25 protein-coding genes are annotated in these 22886 nt (G+C 69.6%); 6 read left to right on the top strand and 19 right to left on the bottom strand.

What is annotated here, in order from left to right; genetic code table 11:
• Nucleotides 1–206: 206 nt before the first annotated feature.
• The 3 genes from ACF09E_RS34915 to ACF09E_RS34905 form a co-directional block, all read right to left on the bottom strand.
• Entirely contained in the window at nt 207–1046 is an 840-nt protein-coding gene (locus ACF09E_RS34915) for a hypothetical protein (protein ID WP_392210249.1), read from the bottom strand.
• Between the two features lie 380 nt (nt 1047–1426).
• Nucleotides 1427–1690, bottom strand: a complete 264-nt coding sequence (locus ACF09E_RS34910; protein ID WP_392210247.1) for a hypothetical protein — start codon at nt 1688–1690, stop codon at nt 1427–1429.
• On the bottom strand, nt 1687–1923 hold the full coding sequence (locus ACF09E_RS34905; protein ID WP_392210245.1) for a hypothetical protein: 237 nt from the start codon (nt 1921–1923) through the stop codon (nt 1687–1689). The genes ACF09E_RS34910 and ACF09E_RS34905 overlap by 4 nt, the downstream gene beginning before the upstream one ends.
• A gap of 142 nt (nt 1924–2065) precedes the next feature.
• Between ACF09E_RS34905 and ACF09E_RS34900 the strand changes: the two genes are divergently transcribed.
• Nucleotides 2066–2353 carry a DUF6372 family protein gene (locus tag ACF09E_RS34900; RefSeq protein WP_392210244.1) on the top strand — a complete coding sequence of 96 codons (288 nt, stop codon included), beginning with the start codon at nt 2066–2068 and terminating at the stop codon, nt 2351–2353.
• A 30-nt stretch (nt 2354–2383) separates the two neighbouring features.
• On the opposite strand, the gene ACF09E_RS34895 is transcribed toward ACF09E_RS34900, so the two are convergent.
• The gene (locus ACF09E_RS34895; protein WP_392210242.1) at nt 2384–3610 is read right to left on the bottom strand and encodes a multiprotein-bridging factor 1 family protein; all 1227 of its coding nucleotides are present in this window, start codon (nt 3608–3610) and stop codon (nt 2384–2386) included.
• A 565-nt stretch (nt 3611–4175) separates the two neighbouring features.
• Here ACF09E_RS34895 and ACF09E_RS34890 point away from each other — a divergent pair.
• A complete protein-coding gene (locus ACF09E_RS34890) occupies nt 4176–4430 on the top strand; it encodes a hypothetical protein (RefSeq protein ID WP_392210240.1) in 255 nt (84 codons plus the stop codon).
• A gap of 143 nt (nt 4431–4573) precedes the next feature.
• Here ACF09E_RS34890 and ACF09E_RS34885 read toward each other — a convergent pair whose 3' ends face one another.
• Nucleotides 4574–5185 (bottom strand): hypothetical protein, encoded by a 612-nt coding sequence (locus ACF09E_RS34885; protein ID WP_392210238.1) that lies wholly within the window; start codon nt 5183–5185, stop codon nt 4574–4576.
• Nucleotides 5186–5419: 234 nt separating this feature from the next.
• Between ACF09E_RS34885 and ACF09E_RS34880 the strand changes: the two genes are divergently transcribed.
• Nucleotides 5420–6100 carry an HNH endonuclease family protein gene (locus ACF09E_RS34880; RefSeq protein WP_392210237.1) on the top strand — a complete coding sequence of 227 codons (681 nt, stop codon included), beginning with the start codon at nt 5420–5422 and terminating at the stop codon, nt 6098–6100.
• 175 nt (nt 6101–6275) lie between these two features.
• On the opposite strand, the gene ACF09E_RS34875 is transcribed toward ACF09E_RS34880, so the two are convergent.
• A complete protein-coding gene (locus ACF09E_RS34875) occupies nt 6276–7046 on the bottom strand; it encodes a transposase (protein WP_392210235.1) in 771 nt (256 codons plus the stop codon).
• A gap of 61 nt (nt 7047–7107) precedes the next feature.
• On the opposite strand from ACF09E_RS34875, the gene ACF09E_RS34870 reads away from it, so the two are divergent.
• Nucleotides 7108–7377 (top strand): hypothetical protein, encoded by a 270-nt coding sequence (locus ACF09E_RS34870; protein ID WP_392210233.1) that lies wholly within the window; start codon nt 7108–7110, stop codon nt 7375–7377.
• 58 nt (nt 7378–7435) lie between these two features.
• Here the strand turns inward: ACF09E_RS34870 and ACF09E_RS34865 are convergent, their stop codons facing one another.
• From ACF09E_RS34865 to ACF09E_RS34820, 10 genes are all read right to left on the bottom strand, one after another.
• Nucleotides 7436–8281, bottom strand: coding sequence for a DUF4145 domain-containing protein (locus tag ACF09E_RS34865; protein WP_392210231.1), 846 nt, complete (start codon nt 8279–8281; stop codon nt 7436–7438).
• 53 nt (nt 8282–8334) lie between these two features.
• Entirely contained in the window at nt 8335–8724 is a 390-nt protein-coding gene (locus ACF09E_RS34860) for a hypothetical protein (protein ID WP_392210229.1), read from the bottom strand.
• A gap of 104 nt (nt 8725–8828) precedes the next feature.
• Nucleotides 8829–9419, bottom strand: coding sequence for a DUF4913 domain-containing protein (locus ACF09E_RS34855; RefSeq protein WP_392210227.1), 591 nt, complete (start codon nt 9417–9419; stop codon nt 8829–8831).
• On the bottom strand, nt 9412–11148 hold the full coding sequence (locus ACF09E_RS34850) for a type IV secretory system conjugative DNA transfer family protein (RefSeq protein ID WP_392210225.1): 1737 nt from the start codon (nt 11146–11148) through the stop codon (nt 9412–9414). Before ACF09E_RS34850 ends, ACF09E_RS34855 begins: the two co-directional genes overlap by 8 nt.
• Nucleotides 11145–12734 (bottom strand): ATP-binding protein, encoded by a 1590-nt coding sequence (locus ACF09E_RS34845; RefSeq protein ID WP_392210223.1) that lies wholly within the window; start codon nt 12732–12734, stop codon nt 11145–11147. Before ACF09E_RS34845 ends, ACF09E_RS34850 begins: the two co-directional genes overlap by 4 nt.
• Nucleotides 12734–14182, bottom strand: coding sequence for an SCO6880 family protein (locus tag ACF09E_RS34840; RefSeq protein WP_392210221.1), 1449 nt, complete (start codon nt 14180–14182; stop codon nt 12734–12736). The genes ACF09E_RS34845 and ACF09E_RS34840 overlap by 1 nt, the downstream gene beginning before the upstream one ends.
• Nucleotides 14179–15657, bottom strand: coding sequence for a hypothetical protein (locus ACF09E_RS34835; protein WP_392210219.1), 1479 nt, complete (start codon nt 15655–15657; stop codon nt 14179–14181). The genes ACF09E_RS34840 and ACF09E_RS34835 overlap by 4 nt, the downstream gene beginning before the upstream one ends.
• The gene (locus ACF09E_RS34830) at nt 15654–16457 is read right to left on the bottom strand and encodes a hypothetical protein (RefSeq protein ID WP_392210217.1); all 804 of its coding nucleotides are present in this window, start codon (nt 16455–16457) and stop codon (nt 15654–15656) included. The genes ACF09E_RS34835 and ACF09E_RS34830 overlap by 4 nt, the downstream gene beginning before the upstream one ends.
• 16 nt (nt 16458–16473) lie before the next feature.
• A complete protein-coding gene (locus ACF09E_RS34825; protein WP_392210216.1) occupies nt 16474–16770 on the bottom strand; it encodes a hypothetical protein in 297 nt (98 codons plus the stop codon).
• Nucleotides 16767–17249 (bottom strand): hypothetical protein, encoded by a 483-nt coding sequence (locus ACF09E_RS34820; RefSeq protein ID WP_392210214.1) that lies wholly within the window; start codon nt 17247–17249, stop codon nt 16767–16769. The genes ACF09E_RS34825 and ACF09E_RS34820 overlap by 4 nt, the downstream gene beginning before the upstream one ends.
• Before the next feature lie 383 nt (nt 17250–17632).
• Between ACF09E_RS34820 and ACF09E_RS34815 the strand changes: the two genes are divergently transcribed.
• Nucleotides 17633–18709 carry an NlpC/P60 family protein gene (locus tag ACF09E_RS34815; RefSeq protein WP_392210212.1) on the top strand — a complete coding sequence of 359 codons (1077 nt, stop codon included), beginning with the start codon at nt 17633–17635 and terminating at the stop codon, nt 18707–18709.
• Nucleotides 18710–18773: 64 nt separating this feature from the next.
• Here ACF09E_RS34815 and ACF09E_RS34810 read toward each other — a convergent pair whose 3' ends face one another.
• Genes ACF09E_RS34810 through mobC form a run of 3 tightly spaced genes read right to left on the bottom strand, consistent with a single transcriptional unit; the run spans nt 18774 to nt 22144 of the window.
• Nucleotides 18774–19934: a hypothetical protein gene (locus ACF09E_RS34810; protein ID WP_392210210.1), complete on the bottom strand. Its 1161-nt coding sequence runs from the start codon at nt 19932–19934 to the stop codon at nt 18774–18776.
• 15 nt (nt 19935–19949) lie between these two features.
• Nucleotides 19950–21713: a relaxase/mobilization nuclease domain-containing protein gene (locus ACF09E_RS34805; RefSeq protein ID WP_392210209.1), complete on the bottom strand. Its 1764-nt coding sequence runs from the start codon at nt 21711–21713 to the stop codon at nt 19950–19952.
• Nucleotides 21710–22144, bottom strand: a complete 435-nt coding sequence (mobC, locus tag ACF09E_RS34800; RefSeq protein WP_392210207.1) for a plasmid mobilization relaxosome protein MobC — start codon at nt 22142–22144, stop codon at nt 21710–21712. The genes ACF09E_RS34805 and mobC overlap by 4 nt, the downstream gene beginning before the upstream one ends.
• Before the next feature lie 243 nt (nt 22145–22387).
• Here mobC and ACF09E_RS34795 point away from each other — a divergent pair, with 243 nt between their 5' ends.
• The gene (locus tag ACF09E_RS34795; protein ID WP_392210205.1) at nt 22388–22756 is read left to right on the top strand and encodes a hypothetical protein; all 369 of its coding nucleotides are present in this window, start codon (nt 22388–22390) and stop codon (nt 22754–22756) included.
• The last annotated feature ends 130 nt before the right edge of the window (nt 22757–22886 follow it).

Here is a 22886-nt window from a genome sequence, read left to right as displayed (position 1 = left end):
CCCGGGCCGTGGTGAACTCGCATGCTGCCAGAGCGGTCTGAACCCACAGCCACCGAGCCGCTCCACATGCACAACGACGCGGGCTCCGGCTCCCCCTACGCGAGAGGGGGAGCCGGAGCCCGCGGGTTATCTGGCCAGACATACCGGCTACTCGACTGGCGTGGCTCGGGGGGCTGGGCACAGGCGGGGTAGCTCAGCAGACGCCCCTACTCGCCGGACTCCGGAACGGTGAACCTTTGCATGCAGTCACCGCACATGATCTTCCGCTTGGTCAGGGCGGTAGGCGAGACCCGGATGACCGCCGGCTCCGGACACTGGCACGTAGCTTTCACGTAGTTGCGGTCCTTCTTCGCCGGGGGCGGCGGCTCCTCCTCCTGACCCTCGCCGGCGTCGTCGAGCCCTGTCGTGCCGGTGGTGGTCCTGCCCTTGCCGCGGCCCCCGGTGCCGAGGGACGCGTAGGCGGGGACTCGGGTGGCATGAATGGCCTCGTCCAGGGCCGCGATCTGGTCGGCGTACGCCTCCTTGGCCTCCGGCCCCAGCACGGGGAAAGCGAAGCCGTACTTCTTCTTGTCTCCCTCGCTGACGCTCTGCGTGTAGACCATGCCGAGCTCAAGGGCCGCCGCCTTGAAGTGCTTGTTGTGGTACTGACTGGCCGAACAGTCGTCGATCTCGCGGGTCACGTTCACGCCGTGCACGGCCTCATGGACCAGGGTCTCCAGGGTCGACTCGGCGCCCCTCAGCAGCGACTCGGCGGTGACGAACACCTCGTGGTGCGTGGCGTCGCCCTTGACGGCCCGCCAGCGGCGGCGGGAGAAGTGCGCGTACTTCCTGGCGCTCTCCCGGCCACCAGTGGCCATGGTGACGATGGCTTCGGGGACGTCGGGGTGTCGGGCGCGGATGGCGTTCCAGGCTGCCACCATGGCGGCGGTGATGGCGACGCCGATCTCGGAGACAGCGACTCCGGGCACGTCGGGCACGATCTCCAGCGGCGGAGTGGGCGCGGGCTCTGGGATGACGGGGATGTCGACTGCGGCCTCTGTGGTCATGGCCCCATCCTATCGAGAACTCACCATTAAGAGGTGACTTTCTGGGGTGAGTTGCACCTGCGGCAGTTGACGCGAGGGGCGCATGGGCGAGCCCCTGCCGGGCCGACCCGGCAGGGGCTCTGGGCGCCTGTGCCCCACGGGGGGGGGAGGGCACAAGGCGGTCTAAGTAGGCCGCTCGACGCGGAGCTCGGCCCCGGCGGCAGCACGGTAGGAACCGCCGTCAGTGAAGCGGATGACGAGCATCAGGCCCCCTATGGGTCCCGGGACAGAGGAGGGGGTGCCCTTGACGGTGCGGGCGGTCCCGTCGTCCAGGTGGACGATGTCCCCACAGCGTACGGTCGCCGCGACGCGCGGGCGGGGATCAGCCACGGTGCCCGCGCTCACCGGCTGGTCGCCCGGAGTTCGGGCAGTGCGTCGGCGGCGGCGTTCAGGACCTCGGCAAGCCGGGTGGCCACGCCCGCGTTGCAGCCGCCCAGCTCGACCCGGCCGGTGCCATTCACAGGGAAGCCTCCGTTCAGGCTCGGGATGACGATGCCCACGCGCGCCAGCGCCTCCTTGAGGCCCGCCGCGGCGGCTTCGCCGGCGCGCAGCGCGCCCGTCTCCCGAGCGGTCCGCTCCGCGCGCTCCTTGGCCGTCATGGTCATCGGTCTACCTCCGCCGTCTCGTACAGGGTGTCCAGGGCGATCTCCCACTCGCGGCCGCCGCTGGAGTCCGCCCGCCGCAGGAACGCGGTACGGCTGACCTCCTTGTCGGACACGGGATCGCGTCGTATGACCAGGGCCGTCACCCGCCACCGCTGCTCGTCCTGGTCCCGGAAGACCCTCTTGCGCAGGGTGGCGGGGAGCTCGTCCGCGTCGCGGTACTCCAGCTGTGCCATGGTGTCGACCGTAGGGCGACATGACGCCCTGTCAGGGGACGGCTTGTCCCCCCACGTCCAGGGGGACAGTTTGTCCCCCCTGCCGGGTAGCGATCGGGAGATCCGGTCTCGGGTGCCGTAGCGGGCCACTACCGTCCTGCACATGACCGACGGACCTGAGCACCCGGTGATCTACCTGGTGACGCGTTGGCTGTTCACCTGGGAGCAGCACCGGCCGGGCGGCTGCCGGTGCGTGTGCCGCATGTACCACGGCGGATCCGGGACGTGCGTGGCGGCGGCCGAGCACGGTCGCCTGTTGCGCGTGGTCGCCCGCCCCGCGACGGAGGAGTGCGGGACCGCGGACATCACCGACCCTCTGCCGCTGTGCGCCGCGTGCTACACGGCTCTGGCCCCGCTCAGCGAGCCGGAGGGCGACCCGCTCCTCGGGTAGCCCTCCGGTGCCGGCGCATGCCCTGCACGGTCAGGCGGCGACGCCGATGTCCTCGGCGAGCTGATGGGCCGTGAAGGCGAGGGCTCCGGTGGACGTGCGCTCCAGGTCTGCGGCGAGGGCCCGGCCGGAGGGCACGTACCGCACCGCCTCCGGGGAGGTCTCGTAGGCGAGGCGCAGGTACTGGAGGGCGGAGGCCTTCTCCTTGCGGACATGTTCGGCCTTGGCCGCGTCCAGGAACAGGCGCGAGCGCCGCTCGACGGAGGGGATCGAGCTCGGGTCGGTCTCGGTGAGCTGTTGCAGCGCGATGCCGGGGGTCCGAAGGTCCGCGCCGATCGTCACGGCGTGGACGACGACGTTGCCGGTGCCGAACATGGTCCACGGGTGGGCGTACTGGGCGCCGAGGTTGGTGGCCGTGCGGTCAGCCTCGCTGTGCCAGCGCCACGCGTCGCCGTCGCGGCCATCCTGGGCGGCGGTCACCGCGGCGTGCAGGCAGAGGCTGCCGAACATGCCGCGGAGTCGGTCGCTTCCGCCCTCCAGCTGCGGGCGCAGGATGTCGGCGGCGTCGGCCACCATCCGCAGGGCCTCCTCCGTGTAGCCGGAGACCCTCAGTCCATTGCCGATGATCCAGGCCGCCGAGGCGAGGGCAATCGGGTCGTCGGCCTGTTCGGCGGCCATCCGGGCCCGGTCGACGATCACCCAGTACAGCTCGGGCTCGACGATGTGGGCCACGTACTGCTGGGCGAGGGCGTAGGTCTCGGAGAGGACCACCGAGGCCCGGCGCTTCTCGGCGCCCTCGGCGGCCCGCACCGTGGCGTGCCCGGCCTCGATCAGGCTGGGCAGCACCGAGGCGACCGCGGTGCGCTGGTCGCGGGCGCGGTGCCAGACGTCCCACGCCTGCCGTACCCGTCCGGCCAGATGCCCGACGTCCTCCGGCGTGCCGGCCGCGGCGAACAGCGGCGCGTGGATCGCCGAGCGGAGCGCGGTCACGCCGGGATGGGTGACCTTGCCGCCGTCGTACACGGGCACGGAGACATCCGCGCGGGTCAGCTCATTGACGTCCTGGCAGCCCAGCACCCGGGCCAGCTGCACGATCATTGCGAGCGACCGAACGGTGCGGTCCCCGCGTTCGACCTTCTTGACCCAGTCCTCGCTGCGACCGACCAGGCCGCCCAGCGCCGAGCGGCTGAGCCCGCGATGCTCGCGGCGCGCCTTCAACAGCTCGTTGTCTACCGTCATCTGCACGTTGTCATCAGGCATGTGAGCCCCCTCAGCAGGGATATACCCGCCAGGGTAGGGGCTTCCCAGGGGCGGAGGGCCAATCTCGGGGAAGCCCGCAGTAGAGAGGGCGTCAGTCGGCCGCCCCGATTCGCAACCGGCACAGAGCGCAGGGCTCCTTCAACGCTCTGGTGGCCGGCCCCGCGTGCCAGTGCATCTTCGGCACGAACGGGTACTGCCGGGACCTCGGCAACGTCTTCGTCGACGAGGGCTGAACGCACAGGCGAGGGCCGCTACCTACAGAAGTTCTCCGCGGATCTGAGCTGGAGTTCCTTCACCTATCGGGCTGATTCTTCGAGCGCAGGTTCGGGCGACTCTCTAGCTCAAATAGCCCTGGTGGAGGGCCGTTTCGAGGACCGTGACCCGAGCCCCGGGTGGCCGGGGTTGTCCGCACCCTCTGCGTATGCTCGTACAGCGAGTTGATCGCGACGCGCGGAGAGCCCCGCTGCGGCACCGAAGCTTTGGACGGCGTGGTGCAACAGGGGGCTCACCAGGGCGGTGCGCTCGGTTCGTGTCCCTTGGGAGAACTCGAATTCATGGAGCATGAATGACCACACCTGGAGACGACGGTACCTCGTCGCGACCTTCTACGACTCCCCCTGCCGAGGGGCAGCAGGGTGAAGACCCTGGCGCCCTGCTGACGGGGCACGCCTTCCTCGTGTTCGTCGGGGCGGGCTTCATAGCCCTGATCGTCGGAGGACTGACGCACCTCAGCACGGGGAACACCGCAGGTGCCGTGCTCGCCGGCCTGATGGCTGCTGGAGTGAGCGCCCCCGCGCTGCACAAGCTCGTCGGGCCCTGAGCCACAGGAAGAAGCCCTGGCCCCCGGATGAGTACCCGGGCCCAGGGCTTCTTCGTGAAGTGAAGGTCGGCCGCCTCGGCCGTGTCCGCGACGCGCCCGAGCACGACGGTGATCACGCGTGAACGGCCACCCACCGGCCGCAGTCAGCGGCTGGCGGCAATGGGGGACGGTGCGTCGCGGTTCGGTCCCTCCTCGCGAAGTGAGTCCACAACTCCGTCGAGCTTCTGGATCGACCGGGGCAAGAGGCGAGGACCGCGCTGCCAGGCACGGGAGCCGAAGACCTCCCACACTGGCTCCGTGAGCCGGGCAAGGTACTCGGCCTTCTGAGCGTCGGTGCGCTCCGAAATGATCACCGCGCGGGCGTGGGCCGCATACGTTGCGACCATTTCGCGGAGAACGGCGGCGGGCCAGCTGAGCGCGTAGGTCTCGACGTTGTCGACCATCCACTCGGTCGCCTCGTCCATCTGCTTCATCCAGCGGACCCGCTCCGCCCGGATCCGGTCGCGCACCACATCGGTACAGTTTGGGTCGCCCGCGTCCGGCTCGTTCATCGCCCGCATCCGTGCCGAGGCCGACATGCTCCTGAGCATCGACGCCAGGAAGCGGTCCCGGGCCTGATGGATCTCTCCGATCCGGCGTTTGCGTGCCTCCATCCTCGGAACCACCAGAACGCCGGTCGCCACCCCCGCGACGACCGCCGAGACGACTGCCGTCACCACCGCGATAAGCAGCGTCTCCCACACACCTGTCTGCACTACTGCCCCCCTCCATCTGCACCACTGGGCACGCGATCCGCGCAGTCTGCCACCGCCTACGTGCCGCGGAGGGGAGATCTGTGGAACCCGGCCAGCTCCGAGCCGTCGGGCCGAACGGGACGTCCGGTGTGGTTGCGCAGCGGAGCGTTTCTTCGGTGAACCTCTTCACCCGCGCGGCTGAGCCGTGGGCGCAACCACTGGTCAACGCCGCCGGTTGCCGGTAGTCCACCCTTCGTGATCAATAACATGCTCCGAGGCTGCGCCGCGCTCTCCCTCGCCCTTTCGCCATTCGCTCTGCCCTCGTCGGCCGCCGCAACGCCAGCTGGCTACGCGTCCGCAGCGGTCCTGAACCTCGCCGACGCCGTCGAACAACTCCCCCTCGCTGAGGAGTCCCGTGCCGGGTACGAGCGTGAGAGCTTCAAGCACTGGAACCGCGGCCTGGACCCGGCAGACGGCTGCAACACCCGCAGCGAAGTCCTCCTCGCCGAGGCCGTCGAGGCGCCGACCGTGACGGGCGGCTGCAAGCTGTCGGGCGGCCGGTGGAAGTCGTACTACGACGGCCAGGAGGTCAACGACCCCGCCAAGCTCGACATCGACCACATGGTCCCCCTCGCCGAGGCCTGGAACTCCGGCGCCAGCACCTGGACGGCGACCCGCCGGGAGGCGTACGCGAACGACCAGGACGCCGCCACCTCTCTGGTCGCGGTGACCGCGCGGTCGAACCGGTCTAAGAGCGACCAGGACCCGGCCGAGTGGATGCCGCCGCTGCCTGACGCGAACTGCCGCTATGTCTCTGAGTGGGTTGCCACGAAGCTCCGCTGGGGCCTCGCAGTCGACCAGGCCGAGGCGGACGCGCTGGTGGTGTACGCCGAAGCCTGCGAGACCACCGTCGTCCACTACACCCCCGCCCCCTAACCACATCCAGACACGGGGACACATTGCGCCCCTGCCCCGGGATCACCGGGTGCAGGGGCGCACAGGAGGTGGGTTCAACGACCAAGTCAGCCCGCTTCCCATCCACCTAAGCGCTGTCCCGTAAATGATCTTTGGGTCGCCTCAGGCAGAGTAGGCCGTACTACGGCCAGCTGGCCTATCCAGCGAGGGCGAGGTTGTGCATCCGGGCGATGCCGAGCATGGCGTGGTGGACACCGTCGCCCTTGAGGCGGCAGTCGCGGAGGATCTTCCAGGTCTTCATGCGGGCGAAGACGTGCTCGACACGGGCCCGAACCTGCTTGTGGGACTTGTTGTGGTCCTCTTTCCAGTCCGGCAGTTCGGCCTGGCCGCGCCGCCGGCGGTGCGGGATGACCAGCCCGGTGCCCGGATAGCCGCCGTCGGCGATCGTGACGGTGTTGCCAACGGCGGCCTTGGCGCCGGATTCCTCCCACGCCTTGCAGTCGTTGCGGTTCCCGGGCAGAGGCCGGCCGACCACAACGACCAGGCGGGTGTCGGCGTCGATGACGACCTGGTGGTTGGTGGAGTACCTGTAGTTCTTCGACCGCTCGGCGATGGTGTGGTCCCGGGTGGGGACCAGGGTGCCGTCCACGATCAGCACGGCATCCTTGGCGAACCGCTTGCGGGGCTGGAGGGCGAGCATCGGCCCGAGATGGTCGATGATCCGGTCCGCCGCCGACTTCGACACCCCGAACAGCGGAGCGAGCTGGCGCATGGTCAGGTTCGTGCGCCAGTAGGCCGCGACCAGCAGGGCCCGGTCCTCCAGCGGAAGGCTCCACGGCCGGCCCCTGCGGACCGCGTCCGCCCCCTCGCGCCGCAGCACCGTCACCAGCTTCCCGAACTGCCGCGGGCTCAACCCGGTGAACGGGGCTATCCAGGACGGCTCCGACGCCGTGATCACACCAGCCACACCAAGATCGTCCCAGGCTGGTTAGGGTTTCTCCTTCGAGGCGTCGGACTGGAGACGGATCATGGAACAGAATGAGGCCCTGCAACTCGCGGTGGCGTTTCTCGCGGACAGCCAGCGCGATGATGAGCCGCCTCTCGCCATCGACGCAGAGCGGGTTCGTGTGAGCAACGGGCTCCTGATCGTGCCCTACAACTCTGTGCAGTACCTCGCCTCGCGGGAGCCGAGAGAGCAGCTGTTGGACTGCTGGCCCATCCTGGTCGACCTTGCACGCGGAGAGGTGCGGTTCGGGACCCTGGACGAGCGACACCTGTGGAGGAACCCGAGCGCCTGACGCCTGTCCGCAGCCCCAGTTACGGGACAGCCCTTAGGGATGACCACCCTCAGCAAGATCAAGGCCATTCGAACAAATCAATAGACTCGTCCACAGAATTCACTGGCGAGAAAATGAGTCCGACCGGAACCCCCTTTCGGGCTGTGATCTCTGCGGCCAACTTCTTTACAACATCCCGGGTGCCATAAATCTCTTCTAGGGCGAAATCTAGAATCTCCGCACCGTCAAGCACGTCAGAAATCTTGAGCGCATCTTCGTGACTGCCGACGTTGCCAATCCACTTGACCGCCAAAATAGCATCTGCGGCATCAGAGTATGCCGTTTTAGCCGCCTTGAAGTTCTCGATTCTACGGTGAAGATTGACATCATAGGGCCCCTTATCCGAGGACCATCTTCGAGGGATCCCCTGATCGTCCATCAGCGCCTCAACGGCAGACCGGAGCCGGTTGGCGGCTGAGCTCGGGTCAACCCACAACACCGCAGATGCCGCATCGATCCGGTCCTGGACCGAGCGAGGGATTCCTTCGCGGCGCTGCACTAGAGGCAACGCCGGATGGAAGAACGACGGGGTGAGAAGGTTGATCCATCCCCCATACCAACGACCCTGATCGTCGAGGAGATGATCCATACCCGCCTTCCCCACGACCCTGACAAGGTCACATCCCCCCTTGCTGCAACGCAGGACGCAGTGAAAACCGCCGTAGAACCAATCCGGTTCCCATTCGCCGCTGTATTCGACCTGCCATCGCTTGCTTCGCTCAGCTTCTTCCTCGACGAAGGTGTCGGCGACGGGGGTCAAGCCGCTCCGGCCGCAAGTAGGACACGGAATGCTTGGCCATTCGTGGAGGCCACCTGAGAAACCGAGGGCAATCGCCCGCAGGTCCTTGATGAGCAGATTAGGCATGGCAGAAGCATGCCAGCTCGCAGACCGAGAGACGAGGCAGTTCTGGCTCCGGGTCAGACGTCGGACAACTCCTCATCGTCCGCGGGGACGTAGCGGGCTCCCACGACAGCCAGGCCGTCCACGACCGCCTGCAATGCCTGCTGAGCGAGCCGGGCGTGTGCCACCGCGTTCGCGAGGTCCGCGCGGGCCCCCTCGACAGCCTGGCCGACGTCGGATCCGTCGTGGGTGCGCAGCTCGCGGATCTGCTCGACGTGGTTGAGGCCGGCGATGAGCTGGCTGAGGCTCTGGGGCAGGTTCAGCAGTAGCTTGTTTAGACCGCAGGCAGTGCTCTGCACCTCGGCCGGGTAGGTGAAGACGTCGGTGTTGAAGGTCAGGTGGTTAAGGGCTTGGACCTCCTGCGCCGCGGCGTAGGCGATGGTCTCGGGGGTGCGGTTCAGGTCCATGAGTATGCCTCCTCAGCCCGGCCGAGTGCCGGTAACTCCCAGTGTTCCAGCGATCACTGACAGGCCTCGACAGATCCGCCCATCGAGCCCCCAGCCGAGCCCCCTCAGCTACCAGTCCGACGCCACGCGCTGGGCACGATGCTGGGCAGGCGATGGTCGACTTGGTGGTCACCCTTGGTGCAGCCCGCGAACGGGCCGCTGGAAGGCCGGAGCTCGCGCAGGCAGGGATCGAGGTGGTCGCGGTGCCACACCGAAGGTCCGGTGTAGCCGCAGGTGGCGGGGTCGCTGAGCTCCTGCCAGGCCAGCCAGCACGCGTGGAGGCGGGCGACGGCCACGGGGTGCTCGAACCATTCGGGGCACCAGCGGGCGTCGGAGCTGGGCTCGGCCAGGTAGCCGGGGACGAGTACGCCTTCGACCCACTCGACCAGGCCGCGGAGCTCGTCGTCGTACTGCGGGGAGTCCAGAAGGAGGATGAAGGGCGGGAAGGCCCACTCGTCCTCCGCGTCCTCCTCGGGTTCCTCGCCGGCCGCCGGACCGTCTCCCCCGGGCTCCTGGCCCCGCCCGCCGGAGCCGCCGTCGGCAAAGGCTGCGAGCTGAGCGGACAGGGCGGCGACTTGGGCCTTGAGGTCCTCAACATCTTGGAAGAGCGCCACGGGGACCTCGAAGTCGGGTCCCGGCTCCGGGCCGTCAGTCACGGCGGGCGGCCTTCCTCTCCTCGTGGGCGGCGACGGCCCGCTTGGTGATGGCCGCCTCCTCCTTCTTCATCTGCGGCCCGATGTAGGCGAGGTCCTTCTCCTCGTACCAGGGCCGCAGGGCGATCTGGGCGACGGGCATGCCGGTCGACATCAGCAGGGCGGTGCCCTTCCTCATCGCTCGGATCTCGGCGGGGTCGAGGACCTGCTCGCGCTGCTCGGACCAGCTGCGGCTGCCGCCGTCTTTGCTCTTGGAGTACGAGCCGCGCTGGACGTAGTGGGCGCCGGTCAGCGTGGAGATGTCCTGGGCGAACTTCGCGTCGTCGATCCCCACACCGATGATTTTCTTGGTGGCCGCGCCCCACATGGCGTCCATGCCGATCTCACCCCAGCTCTTCACGCCCTGCCGGTAGGACTGGAGGATCACGAAGGGGTTGATGCCGCGCGAGCCGAGGTGGCTGAACAGGTCGGGCAGGTCCGCGATCTTGCAGATGTTCGCGGCCTCGTCGAGGACGGCACGCATGGGCTCGGGCAGGCGACCGCCGTGCCTCTCCCCCGCCTCCGCGCCGGCGGTGAAAACGGCGTCGGCGATCGCGGCGACCAGGGCGCTGGACGGGCCGCCCTTCTTGCTCAGCAGGTAGAGCGTGTCCTTGCTCGTCGCGAAGGCCTCGGGGTCGAACCGCGGGAGGTCTTTGTCGGGGGTCACCCACGCGAGGACCCGCTCGTCGCGCAGCGCGCTCATGGCCGTTCGGGCATTCTGATAGATGCCCGACTGCGTCTCTTCGGCAATGTTGATGGACGAGTCGACCTGTTCGGCGAGCACCGGCTCGTGCGCGTAGAGAACGTTCAGCGGGGCCTTCTCCCGCGGGTCGGCCAGCCAGCGCATGACCTCGCGGACGGTCGCACCGTCCCAGTAGGCGGCACGGAAGAGGCCGGTCAGCAGGTCCGCGGCGGCCTGCGACCAGAAGGGGTCTGCCTGCTCCGAGGTGATCTGGTTGGTGAAGTGGCTGGCGAGCCGCTCGGCGCCCTCCAGCGTCTCGGCCTGCGTGATGAGGTCGATCCACATCGTCCGCTCGGCCTGGGCGACGCCCTGGGTGTCGAAGAGGAAGGTCTGCCCGATCCGGGCGCGCGAGGCCATCGTCGCCGCGTAGACGTCCGACTTGTTCGACGTCATCAGCAGGGCGCCGGGCGCCTCCTCGGCGACGGGGATCGCGAGGGCGGTCGACTTGCCCGCGCGGGGCGCCATGATGGCGACGAAGGTGTCCTCGTCCGACCCGCGGAGCTCGACCCCGGAGGGCATGTGGTTGCCGAGCAGGATGCCGCGGTCGCGGGGCTGGATCTCCTTCGGCTTGGTGTCCTTGAGGGAGGCCCGCAGCCGGGTGGCCGTACGGGCCGCCGGCTTCGGGGTGAGCTCGCGCATCTGGTAGAGCGTCGCGAGGCTGGAGGGATTGCGGAACCAGCGGAACGCGAGCCGCAGGCCCCACACCAGGAACGCGACGACCACGACGTCGGCGAGCCCGGCCCCGATGCCGGAGGCGGTCGAGGACTGCGGCCACACCGCCGACCAGTCCCGGGCCATCCGGAAGACGGTCGCGGCGGAGGCCGGGGCGATGTCCTCACCGGTCACCAGTGCGCCGGCGGCGGCACCGGCCCAGCTGGACGCGGCCAGGACCACCGTGCCGCCGAGCAGCGTGCCGCCGACGGCCCACGCCCGGTCGTTCTCCGTCATCATCGGCCGCTGCCTCCTGTCGCCCTGCGCTGATTGGTGTCGGTGCGGTACAGCTGCTGCTCGGTCGCGGTCAGCTCCATGGACGCGGCGATGCCCGGCCTCGTCCCGATCTTGATCAGGTACTTGCCGCGGCCCGGGTGCCGGGCGCCTTCCTCCTCGGCCGGGCGCGGGACCTCGTCGTCCTCGTAGGAGGTCGGGTCGATGTCCAGGCCGGTGGTCGTCGCCGAGGACCACGAGCCGATCATGGCGCGCTCCTGCTCGGTCAGGGACCGCTTGCCGGTGACGCGGCGCAGCTCCTCGTCGCTGGACGCGCCGATGACCCAGGTGTCGCAGCGGTCCATCAGTCCCCGGGCCTTGGCCCGGTCCTGCTCGGTCGGCAGCGCCTCGACGTCCAGCAGGGAGTGCGTGACGTAGATGGTGACGTCGTCCGTCGTGCGGTTGAGACGGCTGATCGCGTCCATGGCGTCGACCAGCCCCGGACCCGAGCGCAGCGCGCGCCACATCTCATCCATGGGCAGCACCAGCTTGCGGTCCATCAGGCCAATGGAGCGGGCGGAGTCGATCGAGCTGTAGGTGTAGGCCCAGGTCGCGATCATCCCCGCGCTGACCACATCGTTCCCGCGGGCGCGGAGCGCGGAGATGTCCACCGAGACCGCAGGGGCGCTGATGTCCAGGGGGACGGTGGTGGGGCCGTCGAAGAGCCCTCGCAGCGGGCCGCCGATCAGGTTGTCGAGTCCGGCGATGACTGACCGCGTCAGGTCCTGGTAGCGCTCGCCGTCGGCGGCGAGCTTGCCCCGGAGCTCCTCCGGCGCGGCCCGCAGCACGGCCACGACGTCCGCGACGACCGGATCGTCTCCGCCGCGGTGGGCCTCGGAGGCGACGTGCACGGCGGTGTCGAGCGCGGAGCGCTCGATCTCGTCGGGTGTACGTCCAAGGCCGTGCTTGGTCGACAGCAGCGCCACCAGCGTCTCCAGCCTGCGTCCGTTGAGGACGTCGAGGAGGGCCTGGCGCCGCTCGGTGGTCAGCGACTTCACCCGGCCCTTGAGCGGGCCTGAGTCGAGTGGGTTGATCCGGCCGATGCCGTCGCCGATCCTCACCACGGATCCGCCGAGGGCGGCCACGATCTCGGAGTACTCGCCCTTCACGTCCCCCGGCACGCACATCATGTGGCCGAGCGCCGAGTAGACGAGACAGACGCGTTTGACCAGCGCGGACTTACCCGCGCCCGGCTGGGACATCACCCACACACCCGGGTTGGTGGTCAAGCGGCCCGTCCAGCCGGACGGGTCAAGGCAGACCAGCTCACCCGTCAGGACGTCCCGGCCCACCGGCACGCCGCGCGGCGGGAGGCTGCTGCCGAGGAGGAACGGGTAGATCCCGCCGGCCTGGGAGGACGGCCCGGTGTAGACGGAGCCGGTGTCCTCCACCGGGGCCCGGCCGCCGAACCGTCCGCCCCAGCCAAGCCGCGGGGCGAACCGGCTGCGCAGCCGCTTCTCCTCCTTGCGCTCCTCGCGGCTCGGCCCCTGCTCGGAGGTGGTGGTGACGCGCTTGGGGGTGGTGACCGGCTGCGGCTTCGTCTTACGGGCCATCAGTCACGCACCAAAGGGTTGTAGCCGAGCGGCAGTCCGGCTGCGAAGACCGCGGCCTGCGCGCCGTAGGCCGGGCGCATCCGGATACCGCGCATCGCCTTGGTGGCCCGCTCCAGCTCCTGGCGGGCGGCAGGCAGCGCCGCGGTGCTGCGGGCCGTCACGGTCACCATCAGGGTCCAGGACACGACCTGGGAGCCGCCCGCCATCTGCGCGGCCGCGTTCTCGGCGCGCTGGGAGTCGGCCCGCTGGGACCACTTCGCCCGGCCCTTCACCTCGGCCGTCGCCTTCTCGCGGTTGCGTGCGGCGCTGATCTCACGCTCCAGGACCGCCTCGCCCTCGCGCGGGTCCAGGACCCGGTAGGCGAGGGTCACGCGCCGCTGGAACCGTCCGGGCGCGAGCAGCGGCAGGAGCACGCTGTAGGAGATGGGACGGCGCGGCATCTCCCGCAGCACCCAGGAGATGCTGACGCCGCCGTCGTGCGCGTACTCCTCCCAGCCGTCGTCGGCGGCCTGCGGCCCGCACTCGCCCCACGACAGATCCTCGAAGTCCGCGTCGCGGCTGTTGAAGACGGCCGGGTCGTACGCGCTGCGCACCAGGCGGCGCAGGTCGACGTCGGTGGCCCGGCGCTCGATGTCGGTGCCGGTGCCGGACAGGTCGAGACTGTCGACGACCTTCAACGCCTCCGCTACCTTCTCCGCCAGGTCCACCGGGGGGTTGGCCGACGCGTTCGGGTCGACGGTGACCGACATCCACGGCGCCACCGAGGCGGTGGCGTGCGGCGTGGTCCGCACGAGCTCGTCGATCAGCTTCTTCGCCAGGGGCGGCGCGCCGGGATCCCGGCGGGCCGCCACATCGTCGCCCAGCGCCTCGCCGGCGCCCGGGGTGATCTGGATGGTGACCGAAGCACCCTTGACCTGCTCGTCGGTGCTCATCGCATCCAGCACCGACGACCAGCTGCGCAGACGGCCCGCCACGGTCGAGTTCGGGGCCATGAGGCTGCCGCCGGGCGCCAGGAGCGTGGTGACGGTCATGCGGTCGGTCGCCCGGTCGTGGACGATGCCGACCGACCGGCCGCTCGTCGGGTCGTGCGCCTGAATCAGCGTCGACGACGCCCCCACTCCCGGCAGGTCCAGCGCGTACGGGAGCGGGAGCAGGAGCCGACGGTAGGCGGTGCCCTCGAAGCGGCTGGCACGGCGCCAGGACACCTTGGCCCAGTAGTAGGAGAGGGCCGACATGCCGTGCCGCCGGGCCGCGGCAAGCCCGATGACGGCGCCGGTCACCGGAAGGGTGACCAGCATCGTCATCGGCGCCTGTGTGGCAACCAGCCCGTCGAAGGTCAGGACTCCGACCGCCGCGAGCGTGGCGCTCTTGGACAGCCCGCCGACGCCGAAGGACCGGCGTGTGCGGAATCCCTCCACCATCAGGGACCTGGGTACCTCTGTGCTCACTTCTCCCCGCCGCCCATCTCGCCTGCCGCGCCCTGGATCCCGTCATTGATGCCGTCGAGGACCTTGAGGCCCACCGCGACCGGCGCCGCGGCGCTCATGGCGGCGGCGCTGCCGACCTGGCTGCCGGTGGTCGCCGCGTCCACGCCGGCCTGGCCGAGTGCCTCGGTCCCGCCGCCTGTGCTCTGACCGGGGATCGAGGGTGTCGGGGTGCTCTCCTCGCCGCCGCCCTGCGGGCCCATGCTCTTCTCCACACGGGCCGAGTGCGACACCGCAGTGCTCTGGTTCGGCCCTTCCGGGTCCTTGTCGGGGTCGTCCGGATCGTCGGGGTCAGACCCGCCACCGCCGCCCGAAGCGGCACCGCCGCCACCGCCACCGCCGCCACCTCCGCCGCCTCCGCCGCCGCTCATCATCCCGGCGGCGGCCGCGAGCCCGCCCATGGCGCCGCCGGAGGCCATGCCCCCGCCGACTGCGGCCCCGAACGGCGCGAAGATCTTCGTCAGGGGGCCGGGGGCGATCACCGCGAGGACGAGGGTGGCGGCGCCGCGCAGCCACTCGGTGAGCGTCTTGGAGTGCCCGAACTCCGCAAAGCCGGTGCAGATGATGATGGCGAGGATCGGCTTGTAGGTGATGATCACGAGTGCGGAGGTGATCAGCTTGGGCGCCCACTGCCGGGTGGTGTCGCCACCGACCCGGCCGCCGCCCGCGATCGGCAGCAGCAGGCAGATGATCGGGATGGCGCTCTGCCTCAGGAAGACCTGGATCAGCTGGACAGAGCCGACCAGGAGGAAGAACAGCACGATCGCCAGCAGGGTGATCGGGTTGGCAACCAGGGGCACGAGCACGGAGACGATCCGCTCGAAGGCCTCGCCGTCCTCGTCGAACGTCGCCTCGATCAGGCCGTCGGTGATCACGTCACCCAGCTCCAGCAGCAGCACGAAGATGCCGACGCCCATGGTGGAGAGCACCATGTTCTCGCCCCACCCGAGCATCGCCCGCCGGGCGTGCTTGAAGTCGCCGGTGACCGCCATCTTGCCCAGCTGCCACATCATCCCGAAGGCGGCGATCACCAGCCCGAGCCACAGCAGCATGCCCTGGAGCGTGGCGTCCTTACCGAAAAGACCTGTGGCTTGCAGGTCCAGGGAGGGCCCCTGCAACGCGACAGTGAGGGTCTTCTTGATGACCCACTTCACCAGGTCGGCGGCGGATTCGATGACGTCGCCCAGGATGCTGTCCTTGACCGCCTGCCATTCCTTCTGCACCTTGGCGCCGACCACGTCGCCGACCTTGTCGCACATGTCCTGGCCCGAGATGGCGTCGACGAGGATCCCGCCGATCGTGCCGCCAGTGCTGACCTCGCAGATCACCTCAACACCGTTGCCGATCGCGCCGTCGGCCACGGCCGGCGGAGACAGCGCCGTCGACAGCCCGAACAGGGCGGCCAGGACGAGCAGGAGCGCAGGAAGCCTGCGCATCACGACGCCTCCCGGATGGCCGTCCACCCGGCCGCGTTGTACTCGGCGTCGCCGGGGGCGACCATCTTCGGCTTGGGCTTGCCCTCGACCGCCTTCAACGCGCGCAGCGTCGCCGGCCCGGTCATCTTCCAGTCGCCGTCCTGCCACTGCGCAGCCACCAGCGTCCGGGTGTAGCTGCCCTGCTCCTTCTCCAGCTCCCCCTTCTTCTGCACCACGCGGCTCAGCGACCACACAGCCACTTCGTCCGGCGAGCTGGTGATGACCTGGTACCCCACCACCGTGGACCGCACATACGCACCGGCAGGAAGCGGGCTGCCCGGGCTCACGCCCATCTCCCTCGCCAGCTGCGCGTCCGTCTTCTCCCCGCTCTTCTGGACCTTCGCGCGATTCCGCTCGGTCTGATCCTCAGCACCCGAGTAGGAGCGGAACACGCGCATCAGCTCGTCGGACTGCCACGTCTCCCCCTCGATCGAGGTCGTATTGGTGGCCGCCAGCATCGCCGCCGCTCCCTCGGTCGTGTGCGGGAAGCCGACCGGACTGCCGTGCTCGTCCTGGCGCGCGCCGCGGGGCAGGGCCACCCACCGCTCCGGCTCGGTCCAGTCGTCCGGCGCGTCGTACGTAGGCTCAGCACCCGAGGAAGGCGTCGCAGGCGCACTCGCACTCGGGCCTCCCTTCGCCGGCGCGTCCGGCGCCTCGCCGTCTCCACCCATGACCGCGAGCCCCGTCAAGGCGAGCACCGCGACCAGCGCGGTGCCGCCGAGCCAGATTCCGGCCGTGCTCCACGTCCCCCTCGTGCGTGACATGTCCGCCCCCTCTGCCCTAGGCCGCGATGCCGTTGAGGATCGAGATCAGCGACCCGGACAACAGAAGGGCTGCGACGCCCCCGCCCATCCACTTGAAAGGCTCACTGCCGCCGGCGTTGCGGGACTTGTCCGACACCGCCAGCTTGTAGACGCCGAAGCCCACGCCACCCACACCCGCGAGCATCAGCAGCCACAGCCCGTAGCCGATCAACTCGGACACCGTGCTACCCACACCCGGGATCGGCTTCGGCGTGCCCCCGGGGATGAGCGGCCCTGCCGCCAGCGTCTGGAACAGTTCATTGGTCGCGCTCATGCTCGGCTTCCTCCGATCGTGCGCCGCAGCTTCTCCGCCGCGGACAGGACGTCCTTGTGCTCCAAGGCCTCATCAGGCCCTTTAACCGCTCGCAGCACCGGCAGGTACGGCACTCTCGCCACTCCCGCCAGCCGCCCCTCCAGGGCCCGCACCAGGTAGCGCGCATCCGCCACCGGCCGCGCGGGGGCGTCCGCGATCCACACCAGCCACGGCCTCGGCAGCGATCCCCAGCGCGCCAGCACCTGCTCCACGCACGTCGCGCCGTACAGGGTGGTCTCCGCCACCAGCACCGGCTGGGCGCCGTAGGGGATCGTCTCGCCCGGGCTGAGGACACGTGCGCGTTCACCGTCGGCATCGCCGTCGAGCATCCGGGCCACCGTCGCGACCGCAATGCCGATTCCGTGTACGGGAATCAGCGCGTATCGCAGAGCACCGGCAGTATGCGAGGCCGGTGCCGCCGGCACCTGATAGGTACTCACGCCCCAACTCCCCCCGATATAAGGATTTCAGCCACGATCCACGGGTGGCGGATCATGAGGCTAGCCTCATCCACTGACAAACCTCAGGCATATTCCTTCGGGGGTCCGGCCGCAGGTGGCGTGCACCGGCCGCGCTCAGGAGCAGCTACCACGCATGAACGAAGGGGGCCCGGCCGCCGAAACGAGGAGACGAAAAAACACCACCACGGCCATTAGTTCGTCAACTCCATACGTCGCCGAGCACCCTTCCACGGGGCTGACCGCTCTCTGGGCCACTCGGCTCTCGCGGTACGAAATACACACTCGCAATCCAGCGCCACCAGGGCACAGGACCCGTTTACCGGCGCCAAGAAGAAAGAATCGAGTACGGGGGGCAGTAGCACGTGAAAGTACTCATCGGGGCCGGAGCCGCCGTCCTGGCCCTTCTCATGGTGGCGGCGCTCGCCACTGTCGCACTCCTCGTCTCCGAGGAGGACGCCGAAGCGACCAATCCCGGCAAGGGCGGCGGCCTGCGCAACGTCCCAGCCGAGTTCCGGCCCTGGCTCCTCAAGGCCGACAAGGCCTGCCCGGAACCGGAGCTGACACCCGCGCTCCTGGCCGCACAGCTCCACCAGGAGTCCAAGTTCTCCACCCAGCGCTCGACCGTCTCCGACGCCGGCGCCCAGGGCCCCGCCCAGTTCATGCCCGCCACATGGGCCACCTGGGGACGCGACGCGGACGGCAACGGAGTCGCCTCCCCGTGGGACGTCGGCGACGCGGTCACCGCTCAGGGCCGCATGATGTGCTCGCTCCTCCGCCAGGCCAAGAGCTCCGGCTACGGCGGCGACCCCCGCGCGCTCGCCCTCGCCGGATACAACGCCGGATGGGGCGCAGTCCAGCGCTTCCGCGGCGTCCCGCCCATCTGGTTCGCGCGCCGACCGGGCCAGGCGGAAGGAGAGACCTACCACTACGTCAAGGTCATCCTCGCCTCCCTGCCCCGCTTCCAGGGCGCCAGCACTCTTGAAGTCTCCGGCACCGGCAGCGGCCCCGACGCTCTGCGCCGGGCGGCAGCCTGGATGGGCACGCCCTACTCCTGGGGCGGCGGCACGCCCAGCGGCCCCTCCACCGGCTTCTGCGACGGCACCAACGGCTACCTCAACGGCCAGTGCTCCGCCTCCTCCACCGCCGGCTTCGATTGCAGCAGCCTGGTGCAGAACGCCTACTGGCCCGACCTCCACCTGCCCCGCGTCGCCGCCGCCCAGTACGGCGCCACCTCCGACCGCCCCGTCGCCCGCACCGACCTCCAACCCGGCGACCTCCTCTTCTGGTCCCACGGAAGCTCCGGCGCCATCTACCACGTCGCCATCTACGCGGGCGACGGCAACGTCGTCCACGCGCCCCGCACCGGCCGAAACGTCGAGCTCAAGTCACTCACCACGGCCATGCCACAGAGGGACTACTACGGCGCCACCCGCCCCTGAACCCGCCCCGAAAAAGCGTGTGCCGCAGACCTGATCCAGGCCTGCGGCACACCCGTGTCGAGCGCTACTTCGCCCTGCGCGCCTTCGCCGCCGGCGCAGCTTCCCGGTGGGCAGCCACCCCCCGCTCAGCCGGGGCCGCACCCTTCGCCGCCGACGCCTTAGTAGGGTCCATCGTCGTCGACGTCGACCGGGCCGACGCAGCACTCACCCGGGGCCGATCCAGCGGCGGCGCCTCGCCCGGCGGATGCTGCAACACGTGGCTCGCCGCTTGCAGAAGCCGCGTCCCGACCCTGCCCGGCTCCCGGTCCCACGAGGTGTCCTTCATCAGCCCGGCAAGGTGCTCCGCCACAGGCTTTCCCTCGCGCTCCATGGTGGTGATCCTCAAGGCCACCATGGGCCACTTCTCCGCCGCGATCATCAGGTCGGCCTCGCGCTCCCGGCCGGGCAGCGCATCCCGCACCAGACGCATAGCCCGCCCGTTCTCCCCCGGCCCGATCGACAGCTGCTTGAACGCCTTCTCCCGGTCCTTCCACTGGATGTCGGCAGGCAAATCCAGCCCCCTCGACATCGGCCCCCACGACAGCATCGCGTCCCGGCTCGCCACCGGAACCTCCCCAGCGCCCAGGACCTTCGCGATAGCCCGGTCGACCCCGACGCCCTCGTCATGAGCCGAAGCAAGGATCCGCCGTACATCGACACCACGCGCATCCAGCGCGGACATCGTCGCGGCGATCTCGGGCCACGCCGGAGACGACAGGATCGCCTCCCTCACCAGCCCCGCCGGCAGCGTCTCGCGCAGCGCCGTCTCCCACTCCCGCGTTCCCTCTCGGGCCACCCGCGCGGCATTCTCCGCCACCTGATCCCGCACGGTCACCGCGATCTCACCGACGCGGGGAAGAAGCTGCTCCAGGTCCACCCCCGCCTGCTTGAGCGCCATCAGCTGCTGCGCCATCAGCGGCCAGTCAGCGCTCCTCATCAGGACATCAGCGATGTCGGCGGGCAGGAAGTTCTTCGCCTCCGGCTGTGCACCGCGGGTCGCCTCCTCGGCAGGCGGCAGCGGAGCCGCATCGCCCTTCTCCTGCTGCTGGCGGTGCCGCCGCACAGCATCCGCGATGGCCAGGATCAGACGCACCGACATGACCGCGGCCTGCATCGCCTCCGCCGCCGCCTCCGCGAACGGCTCCCCCGGTGGCGGAGTGAACTCCCCTGATGATGATGTCGCCATGCTGCTCTCCCCTCGTTAGCGGGCCCGCCTGGGGCCCTTGGCCTGCTCATCGCCGGGCGGCCTGCGCCTCGGCGCTGGTGCCGCCTTGCGCACTGGCGCGACGCTGCTGCTTCCGCCTCCAGCTGTCGACGACGGACTCGAACCGGCGGCGGGCGTGGTCGTACCCCGTTCCTTCCGCCAGCCGTCCAGACGCCATGTAAGCACTTCGGCGATCGACTCCGCTGAGGACAACTCCCGTCGGCGGGCCACCGTTACGAGGACATCGACCGGGTCATCGCCCGCTCGCTCGACCTCGACGAGACGGGCCCGCAGCGACGGCCAGGCCGGATCTGCCAGCACAGCTCGCGCGTGCTCAGGAACGGCCTCCTGCACGACTCCCGTCATCGGGCGCTCCCCCGGGGGCGCCGCTGTCCGCGGTCCGCTCGAACGACGCGTCGTCGCGCGCTTAGGGCGAGGCCGATACTCGCGGGCGGCGGCCGCGCCAGCCGTAACTTCTACCGCTTCGCGCAGGAGTCGGCCCGCCTTCCCCGACGCCTCGGCCTGGGCGCGGTGCTGCTGTGCATCGTGCCAGCGTCGGGCCGCTTCGACCGCTTGGACCAGGGCCAGGAGGAAGCCGAGCGCTGCCACCGTGTCGTTGCGGCCGGCTGCCGCGGCGGACTGGCCGAGGAGCTGGTTCGACTCGCGGTAGAGCCTGCGCGCCTGGCCCTCCAGGGCGCGGTCTCCGGGCGCACGAGATGCCCGCTCGAACTCGAACGCCGCGTCCTTGATCTGGCTGCGCACGACCCGGGGGGAAACGATGGCGGCAACCACGATCAGGTCACCGAGCGCGGCCACGTCCCCCGCGCCCTGGTGGAGGCCTTCGGCGCCGAGCCGACCCGCTGCTTCACGGACCTTCTCCTCGGCAATCCTCCACATCTCCGCCGGCGCAACGCTCGGTGCTGCGACGGGGTTCGTCCAACGTTCGCGAACCCGAGGAAGAGACAGGTCCGGCGCGAGCTTGGCGCCGGAGAACCAGATAGGTGTCTGCTCCGGATTCCGGTCGCCCGGCATCGCCACCGAGTAGCCGGTGAGGTTTCCGTCCGGGGCGATGCGCTGCTTCACACGCACACCCGAGGCAGCGAGACGCCCGAAGAAGTCGAGGTCACTCGTCGCCGCCGCTGCCGCATCACGAACCGTCCGCTGGAGTGTCGCGCGAGGGGCCTCACTCAGGCCCCGGCGCTCCGCCTTCTCCATCTCGCCCGGCTTCCTCCAGCGCGATGCGGTCTTGTCCCCGTTCCTCAGCCTGCGCAGCCCGAGTCGTTCCTCGAAGACCCGGGCTGCGGCCTGCATCTTGAAGATGTCCCCGCGCAGGTTCGGCTGCCGTCCATCCTCCCGGACCTTCGTCGCCACGAGGTGGATGTGGTCGTCCGCATGGCGTACGGCCACCCATCGACACGCCTCGTCGTCGCCATGCTCGGCAATCCCAGAGGCATGCATCATCTCGCGCGCGACCTCGGCCCATTCCTCGTCGCTGAGGATCCGGTCCTTCTCGTCGTTCCGGATCGCCAGGTGGTACACGTGCAGCTTCGGCTTCTTGCCCCGCATCGCGAACACAGGTGCGTCCAGGAGCAGCGCGAGGTCCGAGATCGTCATGTCGGGTGAGCGTGCCGGGTCACCGATGTAGGGGTCCCACGCGGCGACCATGTGCGGGTTCGTGTGCTCGTCCCGCCGGCCGGGCCCATACAGGTACGCGAGCAGACCGTAGGTCTCGTTACCCTCGTCGAGCTTCTGCGGGATCATCCGCGTTCCTTTCGCTCCCGCATCAGCTGGAGCGTGGCGGAGTCGAGACGCTGAATCGCAGTCACCAAGGCCCGGTGCACGGCCGCCATCTGCTCGTCGGGCACCTCTCCATCGGAGTTCATCACCTTGGCGATCTGGTTGTAGTTGGTACCGACCCGCTTGAGCTGCTTGCGCGCCTCGATCAGCTCGCCAACGACAGCCTTGGCGTTGACGGGCGTCGGTACGACGATCTCCTCTGCCACGTCCATTGCGGCGCGTCCGACCCAGGATGCGAGGGCTTGGTTATCGCGGTCGGCAGCGGCCTTGACGATCTCGCTCTCATCATCGTTGTACGAGACGAGGAAACGGTTCGAGCGTCGGCCGCCAGCCTCGCGCTCACGTCTTCGCGGAGCAGGGCGTTGACGCTTCTCATCCGCTGGCGAATCTGGCATCGCAGCCACCCTCTGGGGTTCCCGGTCCGTGCTCGGACCCATGATCAACGGCTGCCAACCCTACTGGAGAGGGCAGCCGGGATCCCGGTTACTGATATCAGTAACCACTATCTTGCTACCGGTGGCTAAGGGGGCGCCCTCAACCACCGGTAGCACTCTGACCTGCGGTCAAAACCCGGCGCCGTGGTGCCGGTTGCTCGATTTCGAGCGGTCGAATCGAGCTGGGGAAAGTACGATGCGCGCATGTCTGCACACGAGATGAAGCAACGGATGGAAGCGATCCTGAAGGCTCGGGCTGAGGCCATCGAGCCGCTGGTGGATGTCCAGGGGCAGCGGGCCACCCTCCTCGAACAGCTCGCCGCACTCGACGAGCCGTATGGCAAGGCGTACTCCGACGCCGAGGCGGCTGGCTGGACCGCTGAGGAGCTGGCGGAGATCGGCGCGGAGGAGCCGACGAGGCGGCCGAAGGGACGGCCTCGGGCTCGGCGCGCGTCGGCGCGGAAGGGTGCGCCGGTCGGCGGGTCGGAGACGTCTTCGCCAGTGGCGAGCGTTCCGGCTCAGGACAGCACTGGGAGCACTGCGCCGGTCGCGGCGGCCGGGCAGTCCGGCTGACGTCGAGCAGCACAAGGAAGGGGGCCCCGATTCGTCGGGGCCTCCTTCTTCGCGCCCGGCGATGCGTCGGCGCATCCGGGCTGCAAAATGCCTCGGCGGGCCGCTGGTTCTGCGGCCCGCCGAGGCGGTG

It is taken from the genome of Streptomyces sp. NPDC014891 (assembly GCF_043081085.1).
In the GTDB taxonomy this organism is placed as follows: domain Bacteria; phylum Actinomycetota; class Actinomycetes; order Streptomycetales; family Streptomycetaceae; genus Streptomyces.
The sequence above is the reverse complement of the archived record's forward strand: the minus strand, read 5'-3'. Positions and strand labels throughout refer to the sequence as shown.

What these genes read in the sequence shown, in the direction of transcription:
- ACF09E_RS34810 (WP_392210210.1), bottom strand. Translation starts at nt 19,934, where the DNA reads ATGGCGACATCATCATCAGGGGAGTTCACTCCGCCACCGGGGGAGCCG.
- ACF09E_RS34900 (WP_392210244.1), top strand. Translation starts at nt 2,066, where the DNA reads ATGACCGACGGACCTGAGCACCCGGTGATCTACCTGGTGACGCGTTGG.
- ACF09E_RS34870 (WP_392210233.1), top strand. Translation starts at nt 7,108, where the DNA reads ATGGAACAGAATGAGGCCCTGCAACTCGCGGTGGCGTTTCTCGCGGAC.
- ACF09E_RS34850 (WP_392210225.1), bottom strand. Translation starts at nt 11,148, where the DNA reads ATGATGACGGAGAACGACCGGGCGTGGGCCGTCGGCGGCACGCTGCTC.
- ACF09E_RS34805 (WP_392210209.1), bottom strand. Translation starts at nt 21,713, where the DNA reads ATGATCCCGCAGAAGCTCGACGAGGGTAACGAGACCTACGGTCTGCTC.
- ACF09E_RS34825 (WP_392210216.1), bottom strand. Translation starts at nt 16,770, where the DNA reads ATGAGCGCGACCAATGAACTGTTCCAGACGCTGGCGGCAGGGCCGCTC.
- ACF09E_RS34795 (WP_392210205.1), top strand. Translation starts at nt 22,388, where the DNA reads ATGTCTGCACACGAGATGAAGCAACGGATGGAAGCGATCCTGAAGGCT.
- ACF09E_RS34905 (WP_392210245.1), bottom strand. Translation starts at nt 1,923, where the DNA reads ATGGCACAGCTGGAGTACCGCGACGCGGACGAGCTCCCCGCCACCCTG.
- ACF09E_RS34915 (WP_392210249.1), bottom strand. Translation starts at nt 1,046, where the DNA reads ATGACCACAGAGGCCGCAGTCGACATCCCCGTCATCCCAGAGCCCGCG.
- ACF09E_RS34910 (WP_392210247.1), bottom strand. Translation starts at nt 1,690, where the DNA reads ATGACCATGACGGCCAAGGAGCGCGCGGAGCGGACCGCTCGGGAGACG.
- ACF09E_RS34895 (WP_392210242.1), bottom strand. Translation starts at nt 3,610, where the DNA reads ATGCCTGATGACAACGTGCAGATGACGGTAGACAACGAGCTGTTGAAG.
- ACF09E_RS34865 (WP_392210231.1), bottom strand. Translation starts at nt 8,281, where the DNA reads ATGCCTAATCTGCTCATCAAGGACCTGCGGGCGATTGCCCTCGGTTTC.
- ACF09E_RS34845 (WP_392210223.1), bottom strand. Translation starts at nt 12,734, where the DNA reads ATGGCCCGTAAGACGAAGCCGCAGCCGGTCACCACCCCCAAGCGCGTC.
- ACF09E_RS34890 (WP_392210240.1), top strand. Translation starts at nt 4,176, where the DNA reads ATGACCACACCTGGAGACGACGGTACCTCGTCGCGACCTTCTACGACT.
- ACF09E_RS34860 (WP_392210229.1), bottom strand. Translation starts at nt 8,724, where the DNA reads ATGGACCTGAACCGCACCCCCGAGACCATCGCCTACGCCGCGGCGCAG.
- ACF09E_RS34830 (WP_392210217.1), bottom strand. Translation starts at nt 16,457, where the DNA reads ATGTCACGCACGAGGGGGACGTGGAGCACGGCCGGAATCTGGCTCGGC.
- mobC (WP_392210207.1), bottom strand. Translation starts at nt 22,144, where the DNA reads ATGCCAGATTCGCCAGCGGATGAGAAGCGTCAACGCCCTGCTCCGCGA.